At 66.1% G+C, this 26,659-nt stretch carries 28 protein-coding genes; 15 read left to right on the top strand and 13 right to left on the bottom strand.

From position 1 onward, the window contains the following. The 6 genes from N536_RS0133395 to N536_RS40240 form a co-directional block, all read left to right on the top strand. The coding region (locus N536_RS0133395; protein ID WP_029117587.1) for a GntR family transcriptional regulator at nt 1–526 on the top strand (526 nt) is incomplete at its 5' end. Continuing rightward, nucleotides 523–960, top strand: coding sequence for a heme-binding protein (locus tag N536_RS0133390; protein WP_029117586.1), 438 nt, complete (start codon nt 523–525; stop codon nt 958–960). The genes N536_RS0133395 and N536_RS0133390, both read left to right, overlap by 4 nt. Further along, entirely contained in the window at nt 961–2,688 is a 1,728-nt protein-coding gene (locus N536_RS40245; protein ID WP_036438505.1) for a CocE/NonD family hydrolase, read from the top strand. A 68-nt stretch (nt 2,689–2,756) separates the two neighbouring features. Continuing rightward, nucleotides 2,757–3,866 (top strand): LLM class flavin-dependent oxidoreductase, encoded by a 1,110-nt coding sequence (locus tag N536_RS0133380; RefSeq protein ID WP_029117585.1) that lies wholly within the window; start codon nt 2,757–2,759, stop codon nt 3,864–3,866. A gap of 66 nt (nt 3,867–3,932) precedes the next feature. Further along, entirely contained in the window at nt 3,933–5,003 is a 1,071-nt protein-coding gene (locus N536_RS0133375; RefSeq protein ID WP_029117584.1) for an alkene reductase, read from the top strand. Beyond that, entirely contained in the window at nt 5,000–5,899 is a 900-nt protein-coding gene (locus tag N536_RS40240; RefSeq protein WP_197040288.1) for an NAD-dependent epimerase/dehydratase family protein, read from the top strand. Before N536_RS0133375 ends, N536_RS40240 begins: the two co-directional genes overlap by 4 nt. A 44-nt stretch (nt 5,900–5,943) precedes the next feature. Here the strand turns inward: N536_RS40240 and N536_RS0133365 are convergent, their stop codons facing one another. Next, nucleotides 5,944–6,858 carry a fumarylacetoacetate hydrolase family protein gene (locus tag N536_RS0133365; RefSeq protein WP_029117582.1) on the bottom strand — a complete coding sequence of 305 codons (915 nt, stop codon included), beginning with the start codon at nt 6,856–6,858 and terminating at the stop codon, nt 5,944–5,946. Then, the gene (locus N536_RS0133360) at nt 6,855–8,459 is read right to left on the bottom strand and encodes a long-chain fatty acid--CoA ligase (RefSeq protein ID WP_029117581.1); all 1,605 of its coding nucleotides are present in this window, start codon (nt 8,457–8,459) and stop codon (nt 6,855–6,857) included. The genes N536_RS0133365 and N536_RS0133360 overlap by 4 nt, the downstream gene beginning before the upstream one ends. A gap of 121 nt (nt 8,460–8,580) precedes the next feature. On the opposite strand from N536_RS0133360, the gene N536_RS0133355 reads away from it, so the two are divergent. Genes N536_RS0133355 through N536_RS0133345 form a run of 3 tightly spaced genes read left to right on the top strand, consistent with a single transcriptional unit; the run spans nt 8,581 to nt 11,061 of the window. Further along, nucleotides 8,581–10,209 carry an FAD-dependent monooxygenase gene (locus N536_RS0133355; protein ID WP_051574953.1) on the top strand — a complete coding sequence of 543 codons (1,629 nt, stop codon included), beginning with the start codon at nt 8,581–8,583 and terminating at the stop codon, nt 10,207–10,209. A gap of 35 nt (nt 10,210–10,244) precedes the next feature. Next, a complete protein-coding gene (locus N536_RS0133350) occupies nt 10,245–10,595 on the top strand; it encodes a DoxX family protein (protein WP_029117579.1) in 351 nt (116 codons plus the stop codon). Between the two features lie 13 nt (nt 10,596–10,608). Further along, nucleotides 10,609–11,061, top strand: a complete 453-nt coding sequence (locus N536_RS0133345) for a MaoC family dehydratase (protein WP_029117578.1) — start codon at nt 10,609–10,611, stop codon at nt 11,059–11,061. Nucleotides 11,062–11,112: 51 nt separating this feature from the next. Here the strand turns inward: N536_RS0133345 and N536_RS43210 are convergent, their stop codons facing one another. Both N536_RS43210 and N536_RS0133335 read right to left on the bottom strand, forming a co-directional pair. After that, a complete protein-coding gene (locus N536_RS43210) occupies nt 11,113–12,279 on the bottom strand; it encodes a hypothetical protein (RefSeq protein WP_029117577.1) in 1,167 nt (388 codons plus the stop codon). Between the two features lie 154 nt (nt 12,280–12,433). Beyond that, on the bottom strand, nt 12,434–12,985 hold the full coding sequence (locus tag N536_RS0133335) for a helix-turn-helix domain-containing protein (protein ID WP_197040290.1): 552 nt from the start codon (nt 12,983–12,985) through the stop codon (nt 12,434–12,436). Between the two features lie 107 nt (nt 12,986–13,092). Between N536_RS0133335 and N536_RS0133330 the strand changes: the two genes are divergently transcribed. After that, nucleotides 13,093–13,524, top strand: coding sequence for a tautomerase family protein (locus N536_RS0133330; protein ID WP_029117575.1), 432 nt, complete (start codon nt 13,093–13,095; stop codon nt 13,522–13,524). Beyond that, nucleotides 13,517–14,650, top strand: coding sequence for a zinc-binding dehydrogenase (locus tag N536_RS0133325; protein ID WP_029117574.1), 1,134 nt, complete (start codon nt 13,517–13,519; stop codon nt 14,648–14,650). Before N536_RS0133330 ends, N536_RS0133325 begins: the two co-directional genes overlap by 8 nt. A 13-nt stretch (nt 14,651–14,663) precedes the next feature. On the opposite strand, the gene N536_RS0133320 is transcribed toward N536_RS0133325, so the two are convergent. Genes N536_RS0133320 through N536_RS0133310 form a run of 3 tightly spaced genes read right to left on the bottom strand, consistent with a single transcriptional unit; the run spans nt 14,664 to nt 16,902 of the window. Then, nucleotides 14,664–15,482, bottom strand: coding sequence for an acyl-CoA thioesterase domain-containing protein (locus N536_RS0133320; RefSeq protein ID WP_029117573.1), 819 nt, complete (start codon nt 15,480–15,482; stop codon nt 14,664–14,666). Nucleotides 15,483–15,502: 20 nt separating this feature from the next. Then, complete coding sequence (locus tag N536_RS0133315; protein WP_029117572.1) at nt 15,503–16,114, bottom strand: TetR/AcrR family transcriptional regulator; 612 nt, start codon at nt 16,112–16,114, stop codon at nt 15,503–15,505. A 17-nt stretch (nt 16,115–16,131) separates the two neighbouring features. After that, nucleotides 16,132–16,902 (bottom strand): SDR family NAD(P)-dependent oxidoreductase, encoded by a 771-nt coding sequence (locus tag N536_RS0133310; protein WP_029117571.1) that lies wholly within the window; start codon nt 16,900–16,902, stop codon nt 16,132–16,134. A gap of 106 nt (nt 16,903–17,008) precedes the next feature. On the opposite strand from N536_RS0133310, the gene N536_RS0133305 reads away from it, so the two are divergent. Then, on the top strand, nt 17,009–18,028 hold the full coding sequence (locus tag N536_RS0133305) for a zinc-binding dehydrogenase (RefSeq protein ID WP_029117570.1): 1,020 nt from the start codon (nt 17,009–17,011) through the stop codon (nt 18,026–18,028). A 93-nt stretch (nt 18,029–18,121) separates the two neighbouring features. After that, the gene (locus N536_RS0133300) at nt 18,122–19,060 is read left to right on the top strand and encodes a Gfo/Idh/MocA family protein (protein ID WP_369798499.1); all 939 of its coding nucleotides are present in this window, start codon (nt 18,122–18,124) and stop codon (nt 19,058–19,060) included. On the opposite strand, the gene arcC is transcribed toward N536_RS0133300, so the two are convergent. Genes arcC through arcD form a run of 4 tightly spaced genes read right to left on the bottom strand, consistent with a single transcriptional unit; the run spans nt 19,021 to nt 23,761 of the window. Continuing rightward, complete coding sequence (gene arcC, locus N536_RS0133295; RefSeq protein ID WP_029117568.1) at nt 19,021–19,956, bottom strand: carbamate kinase; 936 nt, start codon at nt 19,954–19,956, stop codon at nt 19,021–19,023. The genes N536_RS0133300 and arcC overlap by 40 nt on opposite strands. 12 nt (nt 19,957–19,968) lie before the next feature. Further along, nucleotides 19,969–20,973: an ornithine carbamoyltransferase gene (locus N536_RS0133290; RefSeq protein WP_029117567.1), complete on the bottom strand. Its 1,005-nt coding sequence runs from the start codon at nt 20,971–20,973 to the stop codon at nt 19,969–19,971. Nucleotides 20,974–20,999: 26 nt separating this feature from the next. Then, the gene (locus tag N536_RS0133285) at nt 21,000–22,259 is read right to left on the bottom strand and encodes an arginine deiminase (RefSeq protein WP_029117566.1); all 1,260 of its coding nucleotides are present in this window, start codon (nt 22,257–22,259) and stop codon (nt 21,000–21,002) included. A gap of 20 nt (nt 22,260–22,279) precedes the next feature. Continuing rightward, nucleotides 22,280–23,761 (bottom strand): arginine-ornithine antiporter, encoded by a 1,482-nt coding sequence (arcD, locus tag N536_RS0133280; RefSeq protein WP_081809492.1) that lies wholly within the window; start codon nt 23,759–23,761, stop codon nt 22,280–22,282. A 177-nt stretch (nt 23,762–23,938) separates the two neighbouring features. Here arcD and N536_RS40235 point away from each other — a divergent pair, with 177 nt between their 5' ends. Continuing rightward, nucleotides 23,939–24,772 carry an MBL fold metallo-hydrolase gene (locus N536_RS40235; RefSeq protein WP_051574951.1) on the top strand — a complete coding sequence of 278 codons (834 nt, stop codon included), beginning with the start codon at nt 23,939–23,941 and terminating at the stop codon, nt 24,770–24,772. A gap of 14 nt (nt 24,773–24,786) precedes the next feature. Here N536_RS40235 and N536_RS0133270 read toward each other — a convergent pair whose 3' ends face one another. Then, nucleotides 24,787–25,224, bottom strand: a complete 438-nt coding sequence (locus tag N536_RS0133270) for a VOC family protein (protein ID WP_197040289.1) — start codon at nt 25,222–25,224, stop codon at nt 24,787–24,789. Nucleotides 25,225–25,380: 156 nt separating this feature from the next. Between N536_RS0133270 and N536_RS0133265 the strand changes: the two genes are divergently transcribed. Next, entirely contained in the window at nt 25,381–26,316 is a 936-nt protein-coding gene (locus tag N536_RS0133265) for a VWA domain-containing protein (protein WP_029117563.1), read from the top strand. 11 nt (nt 26,317–26,327) lie between these two features. Here N536_RS0133265 and N536_RS0133260 read toward each other — a convergent pair whose 3' ends face one another. Next, a complete protein-coding gene (locus N536_RS0133260) occupies nt 26,328–26,576 on the bottom strand; it encodes a DUF1918 domain-containing protein (RefSeq protein ID WP_029117562.1) in 249 nt (82 codons plus the stop codon). Nucleotides 26,577–26,659 lie beyond the last annotated feature (83 nt).

The raw sequence follows: 26,659 nt of genomic DNA, 5'->3' as shown, positions 1-26,659 counted from the left end.
CAATCACCGCATCCAGGTGGCCGACTTCTCTTCCAGCGACCTCGAACAGCTCTACGCCACCCGACTGGTCTTGGAACCGCTGGCGCTGACCGTGCGGGTGCCGTTGCTGACCGCGGCCGAACTCGACGAGATGACCAGTGTGCTCGACGAGATGCGCCGCGCCGCCGACGCGCGGGACTACGACCGCTTCACCGTCCCGCACGAACGGTTCCACGAGTTCTTCCGCCCCGACGCCGACGGCGGCCGCCTGGAGTTACTGATCCGCCAACTGTCCGATCACGCCCGCCGCTACCGACGCGTCTACACCACCCAAACCCCCAGCGCCTGGGACGTCGTCATCGGACACGACACCAAGATCCTGCAAGCCGTCCTACGCGGCGACACCACCACCGCCGGCGCCGAACTCGCCCGCCACCTCGCCGGCACCGCCCTCTCCATGATCGCCCTCATGGACCCCCTCCACGACCCACGCCTGCTGCGCACCGCACTACACCAGGCCTGCCACACCGACGAAGGAATCAGATGACTCAAACGGAACCGACCACCTACGAACGGTCGACGCTGAGCTACGAGACGGCTCGCCGACTGCTCGAGGCCGCCGTCGGGACCGCCGGCGAGGCGGGCATGCCGGCGGCCATCGTCGTCAGCGACGTCGCCGGTGAGCCGATCGCGATGGCCCGCACGGACGGAGCGGGCCTGTTGCCGTTGAAGGTGGCGGCCGACAAAGCCTGGACTGCGGCCAATGCCGGTGCTCCCACCGAACAGGTGCACGCCTTCGTCGCTTCGGATCCGGCGGCGCTGGCGTACATGCCCACTGTGCCCAGGTTCACCACGGTTGCCGGCGGTCTTCCCATCGTTGGTGGCGGTCACGTCATCGGTGCGATCGGAGTGAGCGGCGGGACCGGCGCTCAGGATGCCGCCGTTGCCGGCGCCGCCCTTGCTGCCCTCGGAGAGCTGTAGATGTTCGGCGTCAACTGGCGAACATCGCCGCGGCAGTACGACGTTCGCGTCGATCGGCACGTCCGCATCACGATGGACGACGGTGTCGAGATCGACGCGCAGATATACCGGCCAGACTGCGACGACGCCCAATTCCCTGCCCTGCTCGGAGTGCACGCCTACGACGCGGCCATGCAGTCGACGCCGTCGAGCCCTCGCGCGATGAATCCGGTGAATGCTCAGGCCGAGGCCGGCGATCCCTACTTCTACGCTCGGCGCGGGTATGCCCATGTGATCGTCAACGCGCGAGGGACGGGCGCCTCGGGCGGCCGCTACAGCCACTATGGACCGCGCGATGTCGACGACACGGTCGCCGTCATCGAGTGGATGGCGAAGCAGCCGTGGTGTTCCGGCGCGGTCGGGATGTTCGGCGTGTCCTATTTCTCCGTTGCGGCGAAACAGGTCGCAGCCCGCAACCCGAAACCGCTCAAGGCCGTGTTCGCACCGTTCGGCTACACCGACTTCTATCGCGACAAGTTCTATCACGGAGGCATCCTCGCCCGGTTCTTCCTCACGTCGTGGACCAAGCACGTGGCGAACGCCCGGGTCGATGGATGGAGCAAAAGGGCACTGGGAGAACAGGAGTACGTCCGCCGGTTGGAGCAGCTGCGCGCCGACCCGGACATCATGGCCGTGCCCGAGCTCGCCGCTGCGGTGGCCGCCCCGGACTACAAAGCGCACCCGTTGGTCATCGACGTGCTGATGAACCCGGAAGATGGCCCGTATTGGCACGAACGCAACCCCGACCTCGCAGCGATCCGGGTGCCCATCTTGCTGGGCGCGTGCTGGGGTATGTACGGACTGCATCTGCCCGGCGAGTTCCGGGCATGGAAGCAGATCAGTGCGCCGAAGAAGCTCATCGTCGGGCCACCGATCTACCTCGATCGACCGGTCTACCAATACGCGGAGCAATCCTTGCGCTGGTTCGACCACTGGCTCAAGGGAAATGACACCGGTTACCTCGACGAGCCGAGCGTGCAGCTGTTCGTTCCCGGCGACAGTGGCAAGGGCGCCTGGCTCGACGCCGACGAGTGGCCGCTGCCGCAAACCGCGTGGCACAGCTTCTACCTGCACCGCGAAGGGCTGCTGTCCGAACACGAGCATTGGCCCTACGAAGGGGCATCCAGCTACGAGGACAACACGTACAACGGCCGTGGCGCCGTCACCTTCACCACGCCTCCCTTGGTCGAACGCACCGAATTGATCGGGCCTGCAACGGCGACGGTGTACGCCGCCACTACCGACGAGGAATTGTTGCTGTTCCTCTCGCTGTGGGTGGTCGAGGTCGACGGCAACCGGCATCTGCTCACTCGCGGCTGGCTGCGCGGAAGCCTGCGCGAGGTCGACGAGGCTCGATCTGAACCGTGGCTACCCGAGCACCCCTACACCAACCCCAAACCCGTGACACCCGACGAAATCCACCGTTACGAGATCTCGTTGGCGCCGACGGCCTACGTGTTCACACCCGGCCAGCGGATCGAACTTCAGGTCAGTTCCGCCGATCTCGAACGACCCGAGAAATTCATCGATCTGGTGGGTCAGGGCCATCTGCTCCGGCAGAGCCCGTCGTGGGTCAGCATCCTGCACGATGCCGAACATCCTTCTGAGCTAACGCTTCCCATCACGAATGGCAACCGCATCGGCACGTATCTGTCGGGCGGAACCGACGACTTCACGGCGCCAGGGTGAGGAGCCGCGTCGACGTCCAACCTGCAGCATTCTCTTGATCCCACGAAACCCCCAACGACGGAGGCAAAATGATCACCCCTTGGCTGTTCGACATCTTCAACTACCCCTGGGCCCCTGACGCCGCAAAGTTCGACGCCGAGGCCACGCAAGAGCTCTACGACTGGCACCTCGAGTCGTGGGAGCTGGCCGAGAAGGTCGGATTCGAGGGCCTGTTCCTCAGCGAGCACCATTACACCCCCTACGCTCTGAGCCCCTCGCCCAACCTGCTGATCGCCGCAATCGCCCAGCGAACCCAGCGGCTGAAGCTCGGCGTCATGGCGAACATCCTGCCGATGCACAACCCGCGACGGCTGGCCGAAGAGTTCGCGATGCTGGACTATCTCACCCACGGGCGGCTCGAGATCGGCGTTGGCAGAGGTGTCGACGAGAACGAGTTCTCCCGTGAAGGCATTCCGCTGAAGGAAACGCGACCCCGATTCCAAGAAGGGCTGCGTCTGATCGAAGAAGCACTCTCGAAACCGGTCTTCACCCATTCCGGTGAGTACGCGAACTTCGAGGAGACGTCGCTGTGGCCGCAACCGCTGCAGCCCATGTCGAAGCGGCCGCCGATCTGGATTACCGCGCTCAGCCCTGAGACCATCGACTGGTGTGCCCAGCAGGGTTATCACATCTCTACCGCGTTCCAGCCGACAGAGAAACTGCGGGAAGCGCACGACAGGTATCGGGCCGGGGCACGCAAGGCGGGCCACGCCGCGGGGCCGGACACCGTGATGGCGCTGCGGAACGTCTACGTCGCGGAAACCGACGAAGAAGCCCGCGCCATAGCGGAACCCGCCCTCAATTACATGTTCGGGCTGTACAAGGAGTCGGTCGTCTGGAAGGACATCGAAAACACCGTCCCCGAGGGCTACAACACCGAGTTCTACCAGTCGTTCTTCCGGCCCTTCGCCGGCTCCGGGCCGGTTGATTGGCAGACCCTCATCGACCTCGGAATCTTCATCGTCGGATCGCCGAGCACGGTCCGCGACACACTGCTGAAGCAGGCGCACGAGCTCGGCTGCTCGAACATCCTGATGTGGGCCTCGTTCGGGACATTGACGAAGGAGGAGACGATGAGCTCCTTCGAATTGATTGGGCGCGAGGTCATTCCCGCGCTGCGCGAGGAGTCCATCGAGTAGCACGGCCGCCTCGATTCGATGACACAGCCAGCCATCCTGGCAACGTACTAGTAAGGAAATTAACGAATGACTTCCCTGTGGTCCCAGTACAAGCTGGGACAGATCACGCTGGACCACCGGCTCGCGATGGCGCCGATGACCCGCAGCCGCGCGCTCCCCGATGGCACGCCCGCGCCGCTGGCGGCCGAGTACTACGCCCAGCGCGCGTCGCTCGGACTGCTCATCACCGAGGGAACGCAGCCGAGTGCGGACGGCCAGGGCTACCTGACGACGCCCGGCATCCATACCGACGCGCACGTCGAAGGCTGGCGGACGGTGACCGATGCCGTCAACGCGGCAGGCGCGCACCTCTTCATCCAGCTGATGCACGTCGGCCGGGTCAGTCACCCCGACAACACGCCCCACGGCCGGCAGCCGGTCGCACCGTCGGCGATCGCGCCGGGTGCGCCGATGTTCACCGCGTCCGGCATGCAGGACATCCCGACGCCGCGTGCGCTGACCACCGAGGAGGTCGTGGCCACGGTGGACGACTTCCGCACCGCGGCGGCACGGGCGGTCGAGGCCGGCGCCACGGGCGTCGAGATCCACGGCGCGAACGGTTACCTCATTCAACAGTTCCTGTCCCCGAACGCGAACCACCGCACGGACGCCTACGGCGGTTCCGTGGCGGGCCGCATCCGGTTCGCGGTGGATGTCGCCAAGGCGGTCGCCAATGAGATCGGGCCCGAACGTACGGGCATGCGCATCTCGCCGGGATCGCCGTTGAACGGCATCGACGAGGGGTCTCACACCGCAGAGACATACCGCGCTTTGGTCACCGAGTTGGCTCCGCTCGGCCTGGCCTATCTGCACGTAATGCACGGCGGGGACGACGACCTGCTACGGGAGATCCGGGACCTCTGGCCGACGGCGCTGTTGGTCAACCGCGGCAACCGCACTCGGGAAGAGCTCGCAGGCGACTTGGACGGCGGGCTCGCCGACGTCATCCCCGTCGGACGCTGGGCACTGGCGAACCCAGATCTGGTCGAGCGGCTGCGCCGTGACGCACCACTGAACGAGGCGGACCCGGCCACCTTCTATGCCGGTGGCGCACAGGGATACACCGACTACCCCGCGCTCAACGGGAGCCAATCATGACCATGAAGATGAGCGGGACCCCCGACCACAGCGTGATTTTGAAGCCGGTTCCCTTCGAACGGCTGGATCTGTCGGGCGAGCGATTGGCCGTGATTGGTGGCACCGGCGGACTGGGGCGTGCCATCGCTGAGCACGCGTTGGACAAAGGCGCCGAGGTCACGGTCGTCGGCCGAACGTTCCGCGGCGCCCCGTCGAGTCGCCTCACGTTCGTGGCGGCTGATTTGTCGTCCATGCGCGAAGCGGCGCGACTGGGCCGCGAGCTGCCGGCCGAGTCGCTCGACGTCGCCCTCTTCACCGCCGGGATCATGGCCGCCAAGTCTCGTGAAGAGACCAGCGAGGGCATCGAACGGGACCTTGCGGTCAGCTACCTGAACCGGTACGCAATATTGCAAGGGCTCAGTAGTCGGATCGGGACCGCGCGACCGAGCGGCGCACCACCGGCGCGGGTATTCATCATGGCCGCTCCCGGAACCGGAGCCCTCGGAAATCCCGACGATCTCAACGCCGAGCAGAAGTACGGCACTCTCAGCGCGCATATGAACACCGTCGCCGCCAACGAGGCGTTGATCCTCGCAGGGGCCGACATCCTGCCTGGACCGGACTACTTCGGGCTCAACCCCGGACTCATCAAGACTGACATTCGGTCGAACACCCTTGGAGCTGGCAGTCTTTCACACAGGTTGACCGAAACCGTCATCGGTCTGTTCTCGCAGTCGCCTCAGCAGTATGCGAAACGCATCGTGCCCCTGTTGTTCGCCAAGGAACTCGACGGGCGGACGGGTATTCACTTCAACAACAAGGCCAGGCCCATCCTGCCGTCGGCTGGCATGACAGGAGACTTCGTCGATCGATTCATCGCGGCATCGGACAAGCTTCTGCAACGCGCGGTCTCATGAGGGCCTAGCGCTACTTGCCGTGGCGACCACCACGGCAAGTAGCGCTAGGCGGCGGCTTCCGCCACCACCGGGTTGTCGATCGTCCCGATGCCCTCGATCTCGACGCGCACGCGCTGACCTGGCCGCAACATGTTGCCCGAGAACACACCTACTCCACCAGGGGTGCCCGTCGCGACGAGATCACCAGGCTCGAGCGTGCAGATGCGTGACAGCGCAGCAATCATCTCACCGACCCCGGTCACCATCTCCTTCGTCGAGCCGTCCTGACGCAGTTCGTCGTCCACCCACGTGCGGATCCTGAGGTCGGCCGGATCCACTTCGTCGGCGGTGACGACCCACGGACCGATCGGCCCATGGGTGTCAAAACTCTTGCCCGGCCACATCGTTGGCGTGTCCTGTTGCCAGTCGCGCACCGACACGTCGTTGCCGACCGTGTAGCCGGCGACCGACGCCAGCGCAGTCGCGACATCTGCACGTCGCACACGCCGACCGATGACGGCCACCAGCTCGCCTTCGTAGTCGAGCATCTGCGAGTCGTGAGGGGCAAGAATCGGGTCGTACGGCCCGGTGATGCAGGAAACCTGCTTGTTGAAGAAGGTCGGAATCTTCTGGTCCGGGAAGGCCTGACGCAAGTGAGCGAAGCGTTCCATCGCCTCGGCGTACTCCGGCTGCTCCGCGGCCCTGCGGATCTCGTCAAGGTGTGAGCTGAAGTTGAAGCCGATGGCCAGGTACTTCGAGGGTCGCGGGACAGGCGCCTGCAATGTCACCTCGGACAGCGGTGTGCGTGCCGAGACGCCGGCGCTCTTGCGCGCGATGTCGGCGAGTACCGCCGGGCCGGCGGCCAGCAGTTGTGTGACATCGGTTGGTGCGCCATCGATTGCGTGCAACGGCACGACGTCTTCATCGACCACGACACCGGCCGCAACATTGTCACCGTGGCGGTAATTGACGAGCTTCATGGTGTGTCCTTCCCTGCGTAGAGCGCTTCGATGTGCGCGGCATACTTGGACTCGATGGAGCCGCGCTTGAGCTTCATGGTTGGTGTGAGTTCATCGGAGTTCGGCACCCACGGATCGGGCAGGATCGCGAAGCGCTTGATCTGTTCCACCCGTGACATCCGGGCGTTCGCGATCTCCACGCAGCCCTGTACGGCCTGCCGCAACTCCGCGGCCGTGCGGTAACTACTTGCGAGCCCTGCCTCCGGCACGATCAGCGCAACGTTGTACGGCCGCGCATTCCCGACGACGCACGCCTCTGCGATCAATGGTCCGCTTTCCTTCAGACACGCCTCTATATTGTTGGGCGACATGTTCTTTCCGGATGCGTTGATGATGAGTTCTTTCTTGCGACCCACGATCTGCAGCTGGCCATCGGGGGCGATGCGCGCGATGTCGCCGGTGTGCAGCCAGCCGTCGGCATCGATCGCCTCTGCCGTCGCTTCCGGGCGGTTCCGGTATCCGGCCATCACCATCGGCCCGCGCACCAAGAGTTCGTCGTCGTCGGCCAAGCGGACCTCGTAACTGTCCAGCGGCCGACCTGCCGCGCCCGGTCGATTGTCCTGAGCGGTGGACTGCGATATCACACCGACGGTCTCCGAAAGCCCGTAAACCTCGAGCAACGGGATCCCGACGTCAGCGTAGAACTCGGCCAGCTCGGGCGAGCAGGGCGCGGCGCCTACGACTGCGACCTCGAGATTGCCGAATCCCAGTCGTCGCAGCACCTCGTGACGGTCTCCCCCGTCCTCGAGCTCCGCAGCGATCAGATTGCGCAGCTTTTCCCACAGGCGTGGGGGCGAGAAGAACACTTCCGGCTGCACCCGCGGCAGAAGCTCGATCACTTGGCTCGGTTGCGGGCAACACACCACGCTGTTACCGACGGCCAGCGGAAGGTAGTGCGAGCAGAGGCGATCGGCGATGTGCGCCAACGGCAGATGCGAGATCACGCGGTAATGGGGCTGCACCTCGAGGCGGACCGCCACCTCGGTGGTCATCGCAAGGATGTTCCCGTGGGTCAACTGAACGCCCTTCGGCGGTCCGGTCGTGCCAGAGGTGTAGATCAGGGTCGCCAGATCATCGGGTCCCACGGCGGCAGCCTGGTCGATCTGCCCGGAGGCGAAGAGTTCCGACCATGACGGCGAATCGACGACCACGACGTGTTCGACGGCGCCTTGCCGCTGTTCGAGGGCGGCAGCCAGTGCGGGCAGTAGAGCGGCCTCGGTCACGATGATTCGGCAGCCGGCGTCGGACAGCAGGTGAACGAGCTGCTCCGGCGCCGAGGTGTTGTACATCGAGAACGGCACCGCGCCCAAGAGCAATGCGGCGGTATCGACGAGGTAGAACTCGGGCCGATTGGCCAGCAGCAATCCGATCGTCTGCTGGTGGCCGAGCCCCAGCGCCGACAATCCCGCTGCCGCGCGGCGTGCCTGTTCGCCGTATTCGTGCCAAGAGAGCACCGTCTGCCCGTCGGCGTTGCAGATCGCCGGGGCGGCGCCACGAGTGGCGACGGTTGCCAGGAACGTTTCCCCGAGGGTGGTTGCGGTCCGCGCATCGACGCTGCTCATGGAAGACAGCGTACGAATATAATGTGTCGTCCGTCAAGATAATTCTTGACATTCATCACAGTTAGTCGATATCGTCGGCGCATCGTCGCGGTGCCGCGACACCGCAGGAGGAGTCCGGGCCATGACACAACTGATCGAGACCCCCGTCCTGATCGCAGGCGGCGGGCCGACGGGCTTGGTGCTTGCTGCAGTGCTCGCAAATGAAGGCATCAAAAGCGTTCTCGCCGAGCGCAATACGCACACCACGCAGTTTCCGAAGATGGACATCACCAACGGCGTGAGCATGGAGTTGTTGCGCCGGCTAGGCATCGACGAAGAGCTACGGCAGGTGGGCGTTGCGTCGCAGCACTCTTTCGACGTCATCTTCGCCCCCAGCCTCGACGGGCCCGAGATCGCCCGCTGGTCGCTTCCGTCCGCCGATGACCAGCGCACGATTCTGCGCGGCCTGACCGACGGGTCGCGCCCCGGTCAACCGTGGCAGCGCTGTTCCCAGGCGTTGTTCGAGGCGATGATGATGGACCGCTGCAAACGGGACCCGCTGATCGATGTGAGGCAGGGCTGGCGACTGGAGACGTGCGAGCAGGTCGACGACGCCGTCGAGACAACCCTGGTCGACGATCGCGGCGAGGCTTTACACGTCCGGTCGGACTATCTCGTCGGATGTGACGGCGCGTCGAGTCGGGTCCGCGATGCGCTGGGCATCGGCATGGAGGGCCTGCGGGACGTCGTTTGCTTCGGGCTGGTGCACTTTCGGTCTACCGATTTGGCGAACCTACATGCGCTGGGACAGTTCTGGCACATCTACACGCCTGGAGGATCGATCCTGATCGCCCAGGACGAGGTCGACACCTGGACCGTGCACAGTGGCCTGGGGTCCGAGGTCACCGATCCCGATCCGATCGGAGACCCGCGGGAATTCGTCGCCCGCGCGCTGGGACGGCCGATCGCCATCAGCGAGATCCTTGCGTCGAGCGCATGGTGGCCCAACGCGCTGCTTGCCGACGGTTACGGTCACGGCCGCATCCTGTTGGCGGGCGACGCCGTCCACACGATGCCCCCAACTGGCGGCCACGGCATGAATACCGGTCTCGGTGACGCGTTCAACCTCGGCTGGAAGCTGGCGGCCATGCTCCACGGATGGGGAGGGCCAAACCTCGCGGCCAGTTATGAGGCCGAACGCCGCCCGGTCGGTGAACGCAGTCGCAATGCGGCCCTGGAAAACATGGGCGTCATCTTGCAATACCACGGCATGGTCGACCACGACTTGGTCGGCCAGTCCAGCGCTGAAGCCGCCGCACACCGCGCCGCGGTGGCAGACTTCCTCACCGCCAATGACGCCGAAAACCTCAGCCTCGGCATCGAACTCGACGTGCGCTACGACGACTCCCCCATCGTGTGGCCTCCCAGCACCGAGGCGCCCCCGTGGAATCGCCGCACCTTCGTGCCCGCGGTCCGCGCCGGGCACCGCGCCCCCAATGTCGTTGTTTCCGAGGACGAGACGTTGTTCGACCGGTTCGGTCCAGGCTTCACGTTGATCGATGCGATCGGCGGGGCAAGCGACGCCAAGCGGTTGTTGGATGAAGCCGATCTTGTCGGCCTGCCGATACACCATCTTCCGCTCGACGACCCGCGGTTGCGCCAGCTCTACCGTCATCAGCTCGTCCTGGTACGGCCCGATCTGCACATCGCGTGGAGCGGAACATCGGTCAGCGACGCCGCCGACATCATCGGCCGCGTCCGCGGCGCGTAAACCAAGCACTTCCAGTCATTTTCGAAAGGATCACCATGTACATCGCAACCATCGTCCTGAGCGCCCTGCTGGCGCTAACCTTCCTCGGAGCGGGCGTCCCCAAGGTCATTGGCGCCAAACAGTCGCTGCAAATGCGTGACCAACTGCGCCTCGGCACTGACCTCTTTCGTGTCATCGGTGCACTCGAGATCGCGGGAGCTGTCGGGCTTGTCGCGGGAATAGCGGTGCCCGTGCTGGGCATCGCGGCCGCGATAGGGTTGGCCTTGCTTCTCATCGGTGCGGTCGTGACCCATGCGCGCGTCGACGATCTGAAGGGCGCCGCGCCGGCCGCCATTCTGTTTGTCGTCGCGGTAGCGACGGCAGTCGTCCGCTTCCTGTCGATGTGACGCCGTGACCCCGGTGAAGATCTTCAACGGGTTGGGCGAGTTCGTCGCAGCCGAAGGCACGGAGCTGGGTCCCACCGAGTGGCTGGAGGTTGCGCAGGACAGGGTGGACTTGTTCGCCGACGCCACCGAAGACCATCAGTGGATCCACGTCGACCCCGAGCGGGCAGCCGATGGCCCATTCGGCGGCACGATTGCTCACGGCCTGTTGACTCTGTCGTTGCTGCCGTACTTCATGCAGGAGCTCTACCGCGTCGACGATGTCGCGATGGCGATCAACTACGGCTACAACAAGGTTCGCTTCATCACGCCGGTTCACGTCGGCGCCCGGATGAGGGCGCGGGCCGTCATCGGCGCGATCACGAAGCTTGACGGAGCGGTGCAGGCGGTGGTGACCATCAGCGTGGAGGTCGCGGGATCCGAGAAGCCAGCAGCGGTCGCAGAGGCCATAGTGCGCTACCTCCCTTGACGGCCCACCATCGAGGACCAAGGCGACGGTGGTCGACTCCAGACGTACGGGTCAAACCGCGTCGGCCGCCTTCCGGCAGATGACGAGGGCCTCGACGTAGTCCCAGCGATAGCGGTCGGGTGCCTGCGCGACGCGGTCCTCGAGCTCTCCGAGGAAGTCGGCAAGCAGACCGGCAGCGCGCGCCTCGCCCTCGCGCGCGAAGGCGCGGAGGAGGAGCGGCGTTCCCCAGGCTGTCACGCTCCGCACGTAGTTCCGCGCGAACACCGCGGGATCGTCGTGCCAGTAGGGATTGTCGAGACGGAAGAGCTCGGCGCTCTCGAGCTCGAGGCCGGCGAAGCACCCGCCGCCCGCGTCGAAGGGAGCCCTCAGCTCGCCGATTGTCCGCGACCACACCGGAACGACGGCCGCGGCCACCGTGGCGCCGCCGATGCGCCCTGCGCGTTGCCAGTCGGCGAGCAACAGGTTCATGTCCCCCACGATCTCGACGTACAGCCCGGTCCTGTCCGGGCACGGAGCGGGAGACGCCGGGATGGCCGCGACGAACCACCCGCCCGGCGCCAGCTCGACGGCGCGCATCTCCAGCATTCGCTCCCACTGCCGCTCCGCGGCGACGCTCCAGGCGCGTCGCTCGTCGGCGTCCACGTGATCCGGGTATCCGGGAAACACCGAGCCGCTCGAGGCCAGTCCGGCAGCGTCGGCGATCCAGTGCATGGTCGTCCCAGTCACCGCGATGTGCACCGTGCCTCGTGGCAGGGCGGGCGCTTGATGAAGCGGGATACCGGCCATGGAGACGACCGTGGCGGGAGGCGGGTCGAGATCGAGCGCTCGCCGGCACGCCTCACCATGGGCCTCCGGCGAGACGTAGTGAGCGCCCGTGCCGACGTCGGCGACCCCGGGTCCTGACTCGGCCGGCCCGGGGATCACGACCATCGCGCCACCATCCACCGTTGGGCCGAACGCATCCCGCACGTGGGCGGCGGCGACCCGCCACACGTTCGTCGGAAGGTCAACGAGTGCGTAGATCATCGGGCGGCCGGCGCGTTGCGCCACGAGATCGCGGATGAGGCCATGTGAGTTGACGCCGTCGGCGGCTCCCAGATCGACCACCCGGAGCACGGGCTCGCTCGCCAGCTGCTCCGCGGCAGCCATGACGGCCGGGTGCGTCGCCTCGAAGGCGGCGCGCTGAGAGAGGGCGTTCCGCGCGTAGTCGTCCGCCATGCTCAACAGTTCCGAGCGACGTGACGGCGTGATGCTCCCCTCCCGGGCAGCGCCGCCGAGTGCGGACGGCGTTACCTGGGCTCATGGTCCCACAGCAGGGACGTCCTCGAGCCAAGCGCGACAAATCAGCGGCCAGGGCGAGCACTGCGCCGGGTCAGCGTGGGCCGACGAGGTCACCAACCAATCGACTGAGCTCCACCGCAACCCGGTCGAGCGGTTCGATGCTCCGCTCGGCGCGGCACATCGCCACAGTCCCCTCCACCGCAGCGACGACGAGCGTGGCGACTCGGCCGGCAGCGTCATCGGCTGCGCCGTGCTCGCGGAACGACTCCGCGAGGATCGCGGTCCAGCCTTTGAAGGCCGCGGCGGCGGCCTCGCGCGGGGCGGCCTCGTTCTCGGGTAGATCCTCGACCGAGACGGCCAGCACTGGGCATCCTGCATGAAAGTCGCTGTCGACAACGACTTTTCGCCACATCTGGAGGAATCCCTCCAGGCCGGCTAGCGGTCCGGCACCCAATTCGCGGGAAAGTGTGCGGGCGGTGATGTCGTCGGCCCAGCGCACCGCTTCGGCGGCAAGCTCGTACTTGCCGCCGGGAAAGTAGTGATACGTGGAGCCCAGGGGCGCCGATGTGTGCTTGGCCAGCTCGCGCACGCTGGTGGCGTTCAGCCCGCGGCGGCGGATCATGTCGGCGGCGCCCATCACCATTTGCTTGCGCGAATCCGTCGTGTCCTTCGGCACCGTGCGACCTCCTTGCTATGACGATTGTTATAGCATACGGTTCGTTTTATAACAGTCGTCATAAGGAGTTCTTCATGCCAATGATTCAGCTGACCGTGCCTGCAGGCGTGCTCACCGTGGAAGCCCGCCGCGGTCTACAGAAAGCACTCGCCGCGACATTGTTGAAATGGGAGGGCGCGCCCGATACGGCATTCTTCCGTGCCCAGGCGTGGAGCCGCATCGACGAGGTGAGCGGGGACGGGTTCACTGCCCTCGAGGATGATGCGCCGCGCTTCCGACTCGACGTCACGGTGCCCGAGGGCGGACTGTCGCAGCGCCGCAAGGACGGACTGGTCAAGGAAGCCACCGAGCAGGTGCTGGCCGCCGCGGGACTGGCGGAAAGCGACGCGCTGCGAGTGTGGGTGCTGATCCACGAGCAGCCCGAAGGGACGTGGGGTGCGGGAGGCAACGTGATCCGATTCCAGGAACTCGCCGCGCTGGCCAAGGCGGAACGCGCCAATGCGTGAGCTGCACGTGATCCGCGCGGGCCACCTCGACTGGCGGGAACGGCCCGCGCCCACGTTGCAGGACCCCCGCGATGCGCTGGTGCGCCCGTTCATCGCCAGCCGTTGCGACGGCGACACCATGCCCATCCACCGGCACGTCTCACGCGCCATGCAGATCGGCCTGCGCGTCGGGCTGATCGATCCGGTCGTGGGCAGCATCTGCGGGTCGGTTCCCTTCAAGGGGCCCTTCGCCATTGGCCACGAATGCATCGCCGAGGTCGTTGAGGTGGGTCCCGAGATCACCGGTCTGCGCCGTGGAGACGCCGTCGTGGTGCCGTGGTCGGTGTCGTGCGGTGACTGCCTCGAATGCCGGCGCGGGCTTACCGCAAAGTGCACCACCACTCGGGAAGGCACGTTGGCAGCCTTTGGTTTCGGTCCATCGAGCGGCCCGTGGGGAGGGATGGTTGCCGACCTGCTGCGGGTCCCGTTTGCCGACCACATGCTGGCGCGCGTTCCCGATCGCGTCGACCCGCTGCGCGTGGCCGCAGCGAGTGACAACCTGTCGGATGCCTGGCGATGTATCGTGCCCGGACTTCAGCGTCGGCCCGGTGGTCGCGTGCTGATTCTCGGCGGCGTTGCCCAGAGCATCGGTTTGTACGCGGCGGGCCTCGCCGTCTGGCACGGGGCCGAAGTGGTCGACTACGTCGACGATCGGCCCGAAAGACTGGCCATCGCCGAGCAGCTCGGCGCGCGTGTGCATGCCGTCAAGAAGGGCAAGCGGAGTGCCACCGACATTCCGCGGCGTGACTACGACATCGCGGTGGAGGGCACCTCGAGCGCTGCCGGCGTCGATGCGGCACTGCGGTCGCTCGCTCCCGGCGGCGTGTGTCGACCCGTCGGCTACTACCTTCCGCCGGGAACCAAGGTGCCGCTCATGCACATGTACGCCAACGACGCTGCGCTCGAGATCGGCGTCTCCAGCGTTCGACCGATTCTTCCCGAACTGCTCGACTACGTTGCCCGCGAGGACTTTCCGGCTGAGGTCGTCACCACCATGCTGGCGGATTGGGACGACGCCCCCGAGGCGTACAAGGCGCACACCACCAAACTCGTGCTGCGCCGGCCACGACTAGACATCACTTCATGAGCCGCCCGCCCCGTCACGCCGTTGGCGTACGCGTGGGAAACGGATCGTTGGCGAAGTCGATCTGCGCCGCGGGATTGCTGACGGCCGTCACCGTGCCGGTGCCGAACGCGCCGGCGTGATCGAAAAGCGTTGCCGTGCCCACTGAGACGCCGTCGGCCACCCAGTGCGAATCGCCTTGCGCGCCCACCCACTCGTCCAGCGGCAACCGCGCCAATGCCACGGTCAAGTCGCCGTTGATGTAGCCCACCCCCGCCGAGCCGAGATTGGTGACGAGGCTAGTGCCCTCGGCGGCCATCGCCGCGTTCACGAACGGGGTGTTCTTGACGCCCGCAACGACGTCGACGGAGCGGTTGATGAACCGCTTGCGGGAGGTGTTCTGGTGATCTGCGATCGATTGGGACCAGCCGCCGTCGTCACTGCCGATGTACATGTGGCGGGCATCGTCGACGTTGGGTGGCGGCGTGAAATCCATGGTGGCCGACCACTCTTCGCCCCGGGGGGACTCCGAGCGCCGGTACTGCACAAGTACGGCCCTGGCCACGACGACGCCGTCCTGGATCAGTTCGCACTCCGAGTTGCGGACGCGCCTGCCGTCGCGCACCAGCCGCATCTGGGCGACGGTCTCGACGCCGCGGGCGGCCTTGAACAGATCGACCGTCAGACGTGCGGGCATGAACTCGTCGAGGCCATATTGCTCCTCGAGCGCCCGCGCCACCAGACCGACCACCGCGGGGCCATTCAGATGGTCCTCGCCCCAATGGCTTTGCGCGTTCGACGTCGGCAGGAACCGGTCGGGAGCAAGCTGGGTGAAGTGTGCCGGGCGCGCGGTCATTCTCGCATCGTCGCACAGCGCTAATCGCAAGCGTGCACCGCCGTGGCGACCGCCTGCAATAGCCGCGCGAGTTGGTCGGCGTCGTTGATGGTGCGGTCGCCCACCAGGAGCCGAGTGAAGACACCGGCGATGAAGGTGGTGACGGCGGTCGTCTGTGCTGCGAGCAGAGCGCTATCGGTGACGCTGGGGTTCAGGTAGGTGATGGCGTCTTGGGCCATGGCGAGGATCCGCCCGACGAACTCCTGCGATGTCTCAGCGAGATCCGGATCGCGTGCAATGCCCAGCAGCAGCTCGTGTCGCGCCCTGTTGAGCGCCAAGCCTTCGCCGTCAGCCTGCATCATCACCAGTCGGGCTAGGTGCGCGAACGGCGACCGTGGATCGAGCGGCTCGTCGCTCACCGAGTGGAGGTTGGCCATGTCGATCTCGGCGACGCGCTGACCGACGCCGCGCAGCAGGGCGGCGCGGGTGCGGTAGTAGTACGACGTGGTGCCATTGGGCACTCCGGCGTAGCGGTCGACCTTGGCGTGTGTCAGCCCGCGGGAACCATGTTCGGCCAGCACCCGGATTCCCGCGTCGCACAGGTCACGTCGCCGTTCGTCGCCATTGCGTTTGCGCGGCGAGGAAATGGCCATGACGTCGTCGGTGCGGGTCATCGCAGGATGGTGCCGCCGTCGACGTTGACGACCTGGCCGTTGATCCACTCGCCCTCGTCCGAGAGCAGAAACGCCACCAGCGCCGCGACGTCGTCGGGTGCGCCGACACGGGGTCCGCGGATGCGCTTCAGTGCGGCGGCTTCCAACTCTGGCCATTGCGGCGCGGATTGAATGGCCTCGGTGGCGGTGAAGCCCGGTGCGACGGCGTTGCACCTGATGCCGTCCTTGCCCCATCGTGATGCGACATGCCTTGTGAGAGCGCCGATTCCGGCCTTGGCGGTGGCGTAGGCCGGTCGCGTGGGCTCACCCTGAAATGCCGCCGCCGACGACATGTTGACGATCGCCCCACCGCCGCCGTCGAGCATTCTCGGGATGGCGTGCTTCATGGCGGCGACGTAGCCGCGCAGGTTCACGGTCATCACGCGGTCCCACACGTCGAGGTCGATGTCGACCACGTCGGAGTCCGCCCGAATGGCCCTCATGTCCGCACCGACGTTGAACAGCGCATCGACGCGGCCGTACGCGTCGGTTGCGGAGCCCATGAGCGCGGCGATCGAGTCGGGTTCCGCGAGATCGCATGCGACGGCGACCGCCGTGCCGCCGGCGGCAACGATGCGCTGGGCCGTCGACTGGGCGGCCTCGGCCGCCAGGTCGCCGACCACCACGTGACAGCCTTCCTCGCCTAGCCGTACTGCGGTCGCTGCGCCGATACCGGTCGCACCCCCCACCACGACCGCAACCCTTCCGGCCAAGCCACGCAAACCCATGAGCTCCTCTTCCACGGACACATTGACATCAGCTCTACGGCCGTAGAGTATCACCTCTAGAACTCTAGAGTTCGAGTCGAAACCCGTACCCGACAAGGAGACTTCGATGAAGGTGTCCATGGTGACGGGGCCCGACCAGGCCGAAGTCGTCGACGCACCGAGACCCGACGTTGGTGCCAACGACGTCTTGATCCGCGTACGGGCGTGCGGGATCTGTGGATCCGACGCCTTCTACATCGCCATCGGCGGCATTCCGCCCCGCCAGAATCACACGCCGCTTGGCCACGAACCCGCCGGCGAAGTCGTCGAAGTCGGCGCCGCCGTCACCGGCATAGAGGTTGGTGACCACGTCGTCGTCAATCCGATGGCGGCACCCAGCGGCATCATCGGCAACGGCGGTGCAACGGGCGCCCTCGCCGACTACCTGTTGATCGAAGATGCCGTCCGTGGAACCAGTTTGGAGGTCATCCCCGACCACATCCCGTTCAAAGTCGCCGCACTGAACGAGCCGATGGCGGTCGCCCGCCACGGCGTCAACCGCTGCAAGCCACGACGTGGCGACAAGGTCGTCGTGTTCGGCGCTGGCCCGATCGGGCTTGGCGCGGTCTTGGCGTTCCGGTCGCTGGGGGCGAGCCACGTGGTGGTGGTCGACCTGGTCGCTGCCCGCCTCGAGAAGGCGCTGAAGATCGGCGCCGACGCCGTCATCAACTCCGCGGAGGAAGACGTCGTCGCCCGGCTCGTCGAACTGCACGGCAATGGAGACTCCATGCACCCCGGCAGGTCCGGCACCGACGTCTACCTCGACGCCGCCGGCGCAAAGGCCGTCATCGACACCGTGCTCGGTGCGGCCAAGAAGGGCGCCACCCTCGGCGTCGTCGGCGTGCACAAGGAACCGGTCCCCGTGGATTTCGTCAACGTCATGAGCAACGAAATCACGGTCGTGGGATCCATGGGTTATCCCGACGAGATCTTCGAAGTGACAAAGGATTTGGTCGACGACTGGGAGAAGTACGCGCTGATCATCAGCCACGCCATCCCCTTCGCCGACGTCGGCCACGCACTCGAGCTGGCCAGCACGCCCGGTGCTGCCGACAAGGTCGTCGTCGTGTTCCCCGACCTCGATTGACCGAGCATGTTTGAGTGCTAGCGTCCAGGGGTGACTGGAAGTCCCGCCGCGCCCGTGCGGATCGGCATCCTCGGGGCAGCTCGCATCACCCCGATGGCGCTCCTCAATCCGGCCAAGACGAACGGCGAGGTCGTCGTCGCCGCCGTCGCGGCGCGCGACGCTTCGCGTGCACGGGCCTTCGCGGCCAAGCACGACATCGCGCGGGTACATACGGGCTACGAGGCGCTCATCGCCGACCCGGAGGTGGATGCCATCTACAACCCGCTGCCGAACAGCCTGCACGGGCGCTGGACCCGGGCCGCATTGGCCGCCGGCAAGCACGTCCTCTGCGAAAAGCCGTTCACCGCCAACGCCGCCGAAGCGCGCGAGGTGGCCGAGGTTGCCGCGAAGTCCGGCCGGGTCGTGATGGAGGCGTTCCACTACCGGTACCACCCGCTGGCGCTCCGAATCGAGGAGATCATCGGCTCGGGTGAGCTGGGCAAGCTCGAACGGGTCGAGACGGCCCTGTGTTTTCCGTTGCCCAAGTTCTCCGACATCCGCTACGACTATTCGCTCGCTGGCGGCGCGACGATGGACGCCGGCTGTTATGCGGTCCACATGGCCCGCACGTTCGGCCAAGGCACCCCCGAAGTCGTTTCTGCGCAGGCGAAACTACGCAATTCGAGAATCGACAGGGCCATGACGGCGGAGTTGCGATTTCCGGGCGGGCACACGGGCCGGGTGCGGTGCTCGATGTGGTCGGCGAACCTACTCCAGATGAGCGCAAGAGTGGTTGGCGACCGCGGCGAACTCCGAGTGCTCAACCCCGTCATGCCGCAGTTGTACCACCGGCTGTCGGTCCGATCCGCCGACGGCAGGCGGGTGGAGCGGTTGTCGCGCCGCGCGTCCTACGCATATCAACTCGACGCATTCGCCGCCGCCGTCCTACGCGGTGAACCGGTGAAGACGACGCCCGCGGACGCCGTCGAGAACATGACCGTCATCGATGCGATCTATCGGGCTGCCGGACTCCCACTCCGCGAGCCCAGCTGAACGCGAGTGCCCGCCGTTCCGCCGACGATGTCGGCGATGTCGGATAGCGCCCCGATGACGGCCGCCCTCCCGGTGTGACGAGCGAAGCGTGATGCGGCGTCGACCTTCGGCCCCATCGAGCCTGCCGGCAAATCCAGCCCGGCAAGCTCGTCGGGAGTGACACGGCCCAACCGGGCCTGCTCGGCAGTTCCCCAGTCCGTGTAGACGCCGTCGACGTCCGTGGCGATGACGAGTAGATCGGCGTCCAGTTGCTCGGCCAGCAGAGCCGATGCGAGATCCTTGTCGATGACGGCCTCCACACCATGCAGCTGGCCCTGTTCGTCATAGACCGTGGGTATCCCGCCACCACCGGCACAGATCACGATGGTGCCGTCCTCCACGAGGCGCCGGATGGGTCCAATCTCGAAGATTCGCTTGGGTTCTGGGCTCGCCACCACCCTGCGGAACTTGTCGCCGTCGGGAGCGATGACCCAGCCGCCGGCGGCCCCGAGGCGCTCCGCGGTCTCCCGGTCGTACACCGGCCCGATCGGTTTGGTGGGGTGCCCGAATGCGGGGTCGTGTCGATCCACCTCGATCATCGTGAGCAGTGTGGCGATGTGCTGTTCGCGTGGCAGAAGGTTGCCCAATTCCTGCTCGATGACGTAGCCGATCATCGCCTCGGTCTGAGCACCGAGCACGTCGAGTGGATACGGTGCGACGTCGACGTAGGCCGCCGACTGCAGCGCCAACAGTCCCACTTGAGGGCCGTTGCCGTGGGCGACGACGATTTCATTGCCAGGTGTCACCGCGGCGATGCACTCGGCGGCCGTTCGGATGTTGGCGCGCTGGTTTTCCGCCGTCATCGGTTGCCCGCGCCGCAACAATGCGTTGCCGCCCAAGGCGATTACGATCCGCATGGTGGTCTTGATTCAGCTCAGAGCGGCCACGAGGACGGCCTTGATTGTGTGCATTCGGTTCTCCGCCTGATCGAAGGCGATGTTGGCCGGACTCTCGAAGACGTCGTCGGTGACCTCGATGCCGTTGGCGAGGTGCGGGTACTGCTCCGCGATCCGTGCACCGATCGTGGTCTCCGAGTTGTGGAATGCCGGCAGGCAGTGCATGAACTTCACTCGCGGGTTGCCGACGGCCGCGATCAGCTCGGCGTTGACCTGGAAGGGCAGCAGCATGTCGACCCGTGCCCCCCAGGTCTCCAGCGGCTCCCCCATCGACACCCACACATCGGTGTATACGAAGTCGACGCCGCTGACCGCCTTGACCGGATCGTCGGTGACGGTGATCCGCGCGCCGGCCGACGCGCCGAAGTCCTGGCACATCGCCACGTGCTCATCACTGGGCCAAAGCTCTTGAGGGGCACCGATCCGGACGTCCATGCCGAGTTTGGCGCCCACCAGCAGCAGCGAGTTGGCAACGTTGTTGCGTCCGTCGCCGACGAACGCGAAGGATATGTCGGTCAGCGGTTTTGGGCAGTGCTCGGTCATGGTGAGGACGTCGGCCAGCATCTGCGTGGGATGGAACTCGTCCGTCAGCCCGTTGAACACCGGCACACCGGCGTAGGTGGCCAACTCTTCGACGATCTCCTGCCCCGCGCCACGGTATTCGATTGCGTCATACATCCGGCCCAGCACGCGCGCCGTGTCCTTCATCGACTCCTTGTGGCCGATTTGCGATGACGTCGGGTCGATGTAGGTCACGTGCGCGCCCTCGTCGAACGCCGCCACTTCGAACGCGCAGCGGGTTCGAGTGGAGCTCTTTTCGAAGATGAGGGCGATGTTCTTGCCCGCCAGGCTATTCCGACCGAGACCCGAGTACTTCGCCCTCTTGAGGTCGCGGGATAGGTCGAGCAGGTAATGCAAATCGCGATCGGTGTGATGGACCAGACTGAGCAGGCTGCGGTTGCGGTTGTTGAAGGCCACGATGAGGATTCCCTTCGTCGTCCGGATCAGGTGTAGAGCGGGTCGCGCAGGATTGGACAGGTCATGCATCGTCCGCCGCCCCGACCGCGCCCCAGCTCGCTGGCATCGATCGTGACGACTTCGACGCCTGCTTTCCGCAGCGCCGTGTTGGTGAGGATGTTGCGGTCATAACCGATGACCACCCCCGGTTCGAGCGCGACAACGTTGTTCCCGTCGTCCCACTGCTCACGCTGAACGCCGTAAACATCGCCGGCGGTGGTGATCACGCGGAAGTCCACGCCGAGGGCCTCACCGAGGGTGGGAACCAGTCCCTTCGGTTCCCGCTGGATGTCCAGACCGGTGGGCGATGTGTCGTCGGGACGCAGACTGAACGGCACGATCCCGTCGACGATCGGTGCATACGCCGTCACGACGTCGTAGTCGCAGAAGGTGAACACGGTGTCCAGGTGCATCGCGGCACGACTCTTCGGCAGGCTGGCGATGATCACTCGCTCAGCAGCGCCTGCTTCGAACAGGTTTCGCGCCACCTGCGTGATGGCCTGATGCGATGACCGTTCCCCCATGCCGATCACCACGATTCCCCTTCCGATCGGCATGACGTCGCCGCCTTCGAGGGTGGCCGCGCCGTTGTCCCGGGCAGCACCTTCCGCATCGCCCAGCCAGACATCGAATTTCTGATCGGCGAAGGCAGGGTGGAACTTGTACACCGCCGTGGTCAGCAGGGTCTCCTGACGCCGGGCAGGCCAGTACATCGGGTTCAGCGTGACACCGCCGAAGATCCACGACGAATTGTCGCGCATGAACTGGGTATTGGGCAGCGGACGGATCACGAACCCGGCCGCGTCGAGCTCCCGGAACGCCGACAGGAAGCCGCCACCGAGCTCACTGGGCACGTCCTGGTACGCCACCCCACCAATGAGGAACTCCGCCAAGCGATCCGGCGGCAGCTCCGTCAACCAGGCCCGGATCTCGTGGCGCAGGCCCAAGCCGACCAGGTCGTCGGTGATCTTGCGGTCCAGCAGCCAGTCCCGGCCCTCGGGCACGGCCACCACGTCGGCGAGCAGATCCTGCAGCTCGAGTACCTCGACGCCACGATCGACCATCTTGGCCACGAAGTCGAAGTGATCGCGCCGCGCCTGCTGCAGCCAGACGACGTCGTCGAACAGCAGCTCCTTGCACGTCTCGGGAGTCAGCCGTTGATGCGCAAGTCCGGGCGCGCACACCAGGACTCGTCGCAGCCGACCCGCCTCGGACCACACCCCCAGCCCGGGTTCGTTCGTACTCACGAGCTCACCTCTTCGATCGGTCACAGGACGGACAGGTTGCCGGTCGCCATCAACGCCACCGCGACCACGGAGGCCGCCGTGATGACGGCGAAGACTGCCCACTCGGGCTTGGTGAAGGCCGGTAGGCGGTTTTCCCTGCGCGCCCAGAGGTAGAGGGTGGTCCCGGCGAGGTAGAACACCGCAGCGATCAGCAGGTACTCCAAGCCGCCGGCGTAGACCAGCCAGATCGCGTAGGCCAGGCCCACCAGTCCGACGAGGGCGTCGCGCGTCCGACCGTGCCCCGATTCGTAGGTTTCGCCACGCACCGCGAGCAACACCTGGTACGCCGCCGACCAGAGGTAGGGCAGCAGGATCAGAGAGGTCGCCAGATAGACCAGATTGAGGTAGGTGCTGTCATTGACGAGGGTCCACAAGAGCATCGCCTGGACGCAGATGTTGGTCAGCCACAGCGCGTTCGCGGGTGCGCCGTGGGCGTTTTCCCGGGCGAGCGCCTTCGGCATCACGTTCTCCAGTGCGGGCAGGCGCAGGATCTCGGCGCACAGCATCACCCATGCGATCAGAGCGCCGAGCAGGGACACGATCAGCCCGATCGAGATGAAGCCCGCACCCCAGCTGCCCACCTGGCTCTCCAGCACACCCGCCATGGAGGGGTCGGCCACACCGGCGAGTTCCGCCTGCGACATCAGGCCGTACGACAGGAGATTGACCAACAGCAGAAGGGCGAGCACTCCGGCGAACCCGAGCACGGTGGCCCGTCCGACGTTCTTGCGTTTGGCCGCGCGGCGCGAGTAGACCGCGGCACCCTCGATGCCGATGAAGACCCATACGGTGACCAGCATCATGTTCTTGACCTGAGACATGGTGTCGCCGAGCGGAACCCCGTCGATCTGCGTAGTCCGGCCCCAGAAGTCGGCGGTGAAGAGACCCGCCTTGAAACCGACCACGGCGATCGCGATGAACACTAGGATCGGCACGATCTTGGCGATGGTCACCAAGGCGTTGACCAACGCCGCGGTCTTGACGCCGCGCAGAGTCATCGCGTGCACGATCCACAGCAGGATCGATGCGCCGATGATCGCGGGCACGGTCGCACCGCCCTCGAAGGGACCGAAGAAGTAGCCGAGCGTCGAGAACAGCAGCACCAGATACGCGACGTTGCCCACCCATGCCGACACCCAATAGCCAAAGGCGGACGTGAAGCCGACGTAGTCGCCGAAACCTGCCCTCGCGTAGCCGTATACGCCACCGTCGACCTGCGGCTTGCGTGACGCCAGCGTCTGGAAGACGAAGGCCAGCATCAACATGCCCACGCCCGTGATCGCCCAGCCGATGAGTAGGGGCCCGGGAGCGGCGCTCCCCGCCATCTGCGACGGCAGCGCGAAGATGCCGCTGCCGATCATCGACCCGACCACGATCGCCGTCAGGGCGCCAAGGCCAAGCCCCGCCTTCGCTCCCACGGGAGGCGGCTCGGTTGGGTGCGGCGAAATAACCGTATTCGACATCGTTGTCTCCCAGGTCGAAGGGCACGACGGTGATCGTGTGCCCTGCGAAACTGACGCTATGGGCACTTCTCGTCGCGCTGAGGAGGCTTTAGTCCTCAGTCACACGCCGTAAGACCTTCAATCCCCATCGGCACAGCGGACCTGACAGCGAGCGCCTCTGCCTGGAATATTGGCGTCATGATCGAAAGTGCCTCCCAGGAACGCATCAGCGCGGCTCGCCACACCTTCGCCGTCGGAGTGGTCGGTGGTCCCACCGTCGTCATCGACTACGCGGGAACGCGTTTCGTCACCGACCCGACGTTCGACGAACCTCGCGACTACGGCAACATGGCGAAGCTGACAGCGCCTGCCGTCGCCCCGGCCGAACTTGGAGACGTCGACGCCGTTCTGCTCAGCCACGACGATCACAACGACAACCTCGACGTGGCCGGTCGGCAATGGGCCACGACCGCGGCGCCCCGCATCCTCACCGGACCGGGCGCCGCCGAACGGCTCGGTGAGCGCGCCGTCGGACTGCCATCCTGGCAAGCCACCCAGCTCGACCGGCACGACGGCGCTGGGCACATCTCCGTCACCGCCGTTCCCGCGGTGCACGGCCCGCTCGACGGCACCCGCGACGCCTCCGGACACGTCAATGCCGAGGTCACCGGATTCGTCCTGCAAGCCGACGCGCTTCCCACGGTGTACGTCAGCGGCGACAACGCCTCGATGGTGCCCGTCGCGCAGATCGCGCAGCGGTTCCCGACCATCGACGTCGCGGTGCTGTTCGCAGGCGCATCACGCCTGTCCACCAAGAACCGTGGCCGCCCACTGACCCTGACCGGACAGCGAGCCGCCGACGTCACCGCCGTGTTGGGCGTCCCACGGGTCGTGGTCGCGCACATCGAAGGATGGTCGATCTACAGCGAAACCATCAACGACGTCCGGACGGCGTTCGACGAGGCGGGCATCGCCGACCGCCTCGTCGCCACCGATGCCGGATTCTGGGCACAGGTCGACGCGGACGGCTGAGACGACCGTGCCCGTCAGCGCCCCGGCAGGCGGCTCGTGATCTCCTGCAGCACCCAGCCGTTGCCATCCGGGTCGCTGAACGAGGCGAATGAGCCATAGCTGGTGCGTTGTGGATCCGGCCCGGGTTCGCGGCCGGTGGTGCCGGCACGGTGGAACACCCCGCCGGCATCGTGGAAGACCTCACTCACCTCGACGCCCCGACTGGCCACTTCGGCGCGGGCGGCCTCGATGTCGGTCACCACGAGGTGTAAACCCTCGACGGAACCCGGTGTCGCGGAGGATATTCCGGTACCGAAGATGACGGAGCACGGCGACCCGGGAGGCGTCAGTTGGATTACCCGAAAGTCGTCCCCGGTGGCGAAATCCGCGTCCAGCCGCCAGCCCAGCGTCTCGTAGAACGCCTTGGCTCGATCCACATCGGAGACGGGTATCACCACGACTTCCAGCTTCATGTCCACCACATCGGCTCCCTTGTCTCTCTTTGAATGTCGACCACATCAAACCCCACGGCGACGCGGGGCGGGCGCGAGACGACGAAGTCGGCGTAGCGGCGCCAGAGTTCGTGGACAATAGCGAGGAATACGAAACCAGCAGATGACGAGGCGCCCATGGCGTTGCCGTGGCTCGGGCCAATGACGGTGTCGGGATTCCAACATCCCGGGTACTTCCTGTTCCTATTCGTCGTCATCGGGGTGATCGGGCTGTACGTCGTCGTGCAGATGGCACGGCGCAGCCGGGCGACGCGGCCGACGCGCTGGCGCCACGTGCCGGCGAGCCTGCTGGTGCTATCGCTGGTGTTGTTCACGATCGCGATGGCAGGCCCGACGCACGACGTCCAGGTTCCGCGCGACCGCGCCGTCGTCATGCTCGCGATCGACGTGTCGCAGTCGATGCGCACCACCGACGTGTCCCCCAGCCGGCTGGCCGCTGCGCAAGAGGCCGCCAAGCAGTTCGCTTCCCAGCTCGCGCCAGGCATCGATCTGGGCCTCGTCTCCTACGCAGGCTCGGCCACGGTGTTGGTGTCGCCGACGACCGACCGCGACGCCACCAAGCACGCGATCGACGAGCTCGAACTGGCCGATCGCACCGCGACGGGTGAGGCCATCTTCACCGCGCTGCAGGCCATCGGTGACGAGGCGCCCGCTCGCATCGTGGTGTTGTCCGACGGCGACACAGTCCCGGCCGACCCGAACGATCCGAAGGGCGCCTACACCGCGGCGCGCGCCGCCAGGGATGAGGGCGTGCCGATCTCGACCATCTCGTTTGGCATGACGTACGGCTTCGTCGAGGTCAACAACGAGCGCCAGCCGGTACCCGTCGGCGGCGACGAGATGCTTCCCAAGATCGCCGAATTGTCGGGCGGCGAGTCGTATTCCGCGTCGAACCTCGGGCAGCTCGAGGGGGCCTTCAGCGACATCCAGGAGCAGTTCGGCTACGAAACCATCAAGGCGGATGCCAGCGCGGGCTGGCTGCGGCTCGGCGCGGTGGTGCTCGCGGTGGCGGCACTGGCCGCACTGCTAATCAACCGGCGGTTGCCCAACTGAGGTGCCGGCCGCTAGCCCTTGGCGTGCGCCGACCCGAAGTGATGCTCCGCCCGCTTGTCGGCTTCCTTCTGCTCCTCGGGCGTGTTGACGATCGCATCCGGGCCGGGAAACACGGTCGCGACGTGGTCGCTGTTCAGCCACTTGACCACGTACGGCGGTGAACCGTCCGACGAGTGCACCTCGGTGATCACGCCCCGCTGATCGTGCCTGTCTACCGTCGTCCCCTTGACTACCAACCAATCGCCGACCTTGGCCTTCATTGCCCACTCCCTTCGTCGACCTCCTCCAATCGTGCGCGCGAAGCCCAATCGAGGGAAGGGCGGCGGGGCAACGATTCTGCAGA

The organism is Mycobacterium sp. URHB0044 (genome assembly GCF_000620625.1).
Lineage (GTDB): Bacteria > Actinomycetota > Actinomycetes > Mycobacteriales > Mycobacteriaceae > Mycobacterium.
Note: the sequence above shows the minus strand (reverse complement) of the source record. Positions and strands in the feature narration are given on the sequence as shown.

Excerpts from the sequence above, each read along its gene's own strand:
- N536_RS0133390 (WP_029117586.1), top strand. The coding sequence starts at position 523 with ATGACTCAAACGGAACCGACCACCTACGAACGGTCGACGCTGAGCTAC.
- N536_RS40245 (WP_036438505.1), top strand. The coding sequence starts at position 961 with ATGTTCGGCGTCAACTGGCGAACATCGCCGCGGCAGTACGACGTTCGC.
- N536_RS0133380 (WP_029117585.1), top strand. The coding sequence starts at position 2,757 with ATGATCACCCCTTGGCTGTTCGACATCTTCAACTACCCCTGGGCCCCT.
- N536_RS0133375 (WP_029117584.1), top strand. The coding sequence starts at position 3,933 with ATGACTTCCCTGTGGTCCCAGTACAAGCTGGGACAGATCACGCTGGAC.
- N536_RS40240 (WP_197040288.1), top strand. The coding sequence starts at position 5,000 with ATGACCATGAAGATGAGCGGGACCCCCGACCACAGCGTGATTTTGAAG.
- N536_RS0133365 (WP_029117582.1), bottom strand. The coding sequence starts at position 6,858 with ATGAAGCTCGTCAATTACCGCCACGGTGACAATGTTGCGGCCGGTGTC.
- N536_RS0133360 (WP_029117581.1), bottom strand. The coding sequence starts at position 8,459 with ATGAGCAGCGTCGATGCGCGGACCGCAACCACCCTCGGGGAAACGTTC.
- N536_RS0133355 (WP_051574953.1), top strand. The coding sequence starts at position 8,581 with ATGACACAACTGATCGAGACCCCCGTCCTGATCGCAGGCGGCGGGCCG.
- N536_RS0133350 (WP_029117579.1), top strand. The coding sequence starts at position 10,245 with ATGTACATCGCAACCATCGTCCTGAGCGCCCTGCTGGCGCTAACCTTC.
- N536_RS43210 (WP_029117577.1), bottom strand. The coding sequence starts at position 12,279 with ATGGCGGACGACTACGCGCGGAACGCCCTCTCTCAGCGCGCCGCCTTC.
- N536_RS0133335 (WP_197040290.1), bottom strand. The coding sequence starts at position 12,985 with ATGGTGATGGGCGCCGCCGACATGATCCGCCGCCGCGGGCTGAACGCC.
- N536_RS0133330 (WP_029117575.1), top strand. The coding sequence starts at position 13,093 with ATGCCAATGATTCAGCTGACCGTGCCTGCAGGCGTGCTCACCGTGGAA.
- N536_RS0133325 (WP_029117574.1), top strand. The coding sequence starts at position 13,517 with ATGCGTGAGCTGCACGTGATCCGCGCGGGCCACCTCGACTGGCGGGAA.
- N536_RS0133320 (WP_029117573.1), bottom strand. The coding sequence starts at position 15,482 with ATGACCGCGCGCCCGGCACACTTCACCCAGCTTGCTCCCGACCGGTTC.
- N536_RS0133315 (WP_029117572.1), bottom strand. The coding sequence starts at position 16,114 with ATGGCCATTTCCTCGCCGCGCAAACGCAATGGCGACGAACGGCGACGT.
- N536_RS0133310 (WP_029117571.1), bottom strand. The coding sequence starts at position 16,902 with ATGGGTTTGCGTGGCTTGGCCGGAAGGGTTGCGGTCGTGGTGGGGGGT.
- N536_RS0133305 (WP_029117570.1), top strand. The coding sequence starts at position 17,009 with ATGAAGGTGTCCATGGTGACGGGGCCCGACCAGGCCGAAGTCGTCGAC.
- N536_RS0133300 (WP_369798499.1), top strand. The coding sequence starts at position 18,122 with ATGGCGCTCCTCAATCCGGCCAAGACGAACGGCGAGGTCGTCGTCGCC.
- arcC (WP_029117568.1), bottom strand. The coding sequence starts at position 19,956 with ATGCGGATCGTAATCGCCTTGGGCGGCAACGCATTGTTGCGGCGCGGG.
- arcD (WP_081809492.1), bottom strand. The coding sequence starts at position 23,761 with ATGTCGAATACGGTTATTTCGCCGCACCCAACCGAGCCGCCTCCCGTG.
- N536_RS40235 (WP_051574951.1), top strand. The coding sequence starts at position 23,939 with ATGATCGAAAGTGCCTCCCAGGAACGCATCAGCGCGGCTCGCCACACC.
- N536_RS0133270 (WP_197040289.1), bottom strand. The coding sequence starts at position 25,224 with ATGAAGCTGGAAGTCGTGGTGATACCCGTCTCCGATGTGGATCGAGCC.
- N536_RS0133265 (WP_029117563.1), top strand. The coding sequence starts at position 25,381 with ATGGCGTTGCCGTGGCTCGGGCCAATGACGGTGTCGGGATTCCAACAT.
- N536_RS0133260 (WP_029117562.1), bottom strand. The coding sequence starts at position 26,576 with ATGAAGGCCAAGGTCGGCGATTGGTTGGTAGTCAAGGGGACGACGGTA.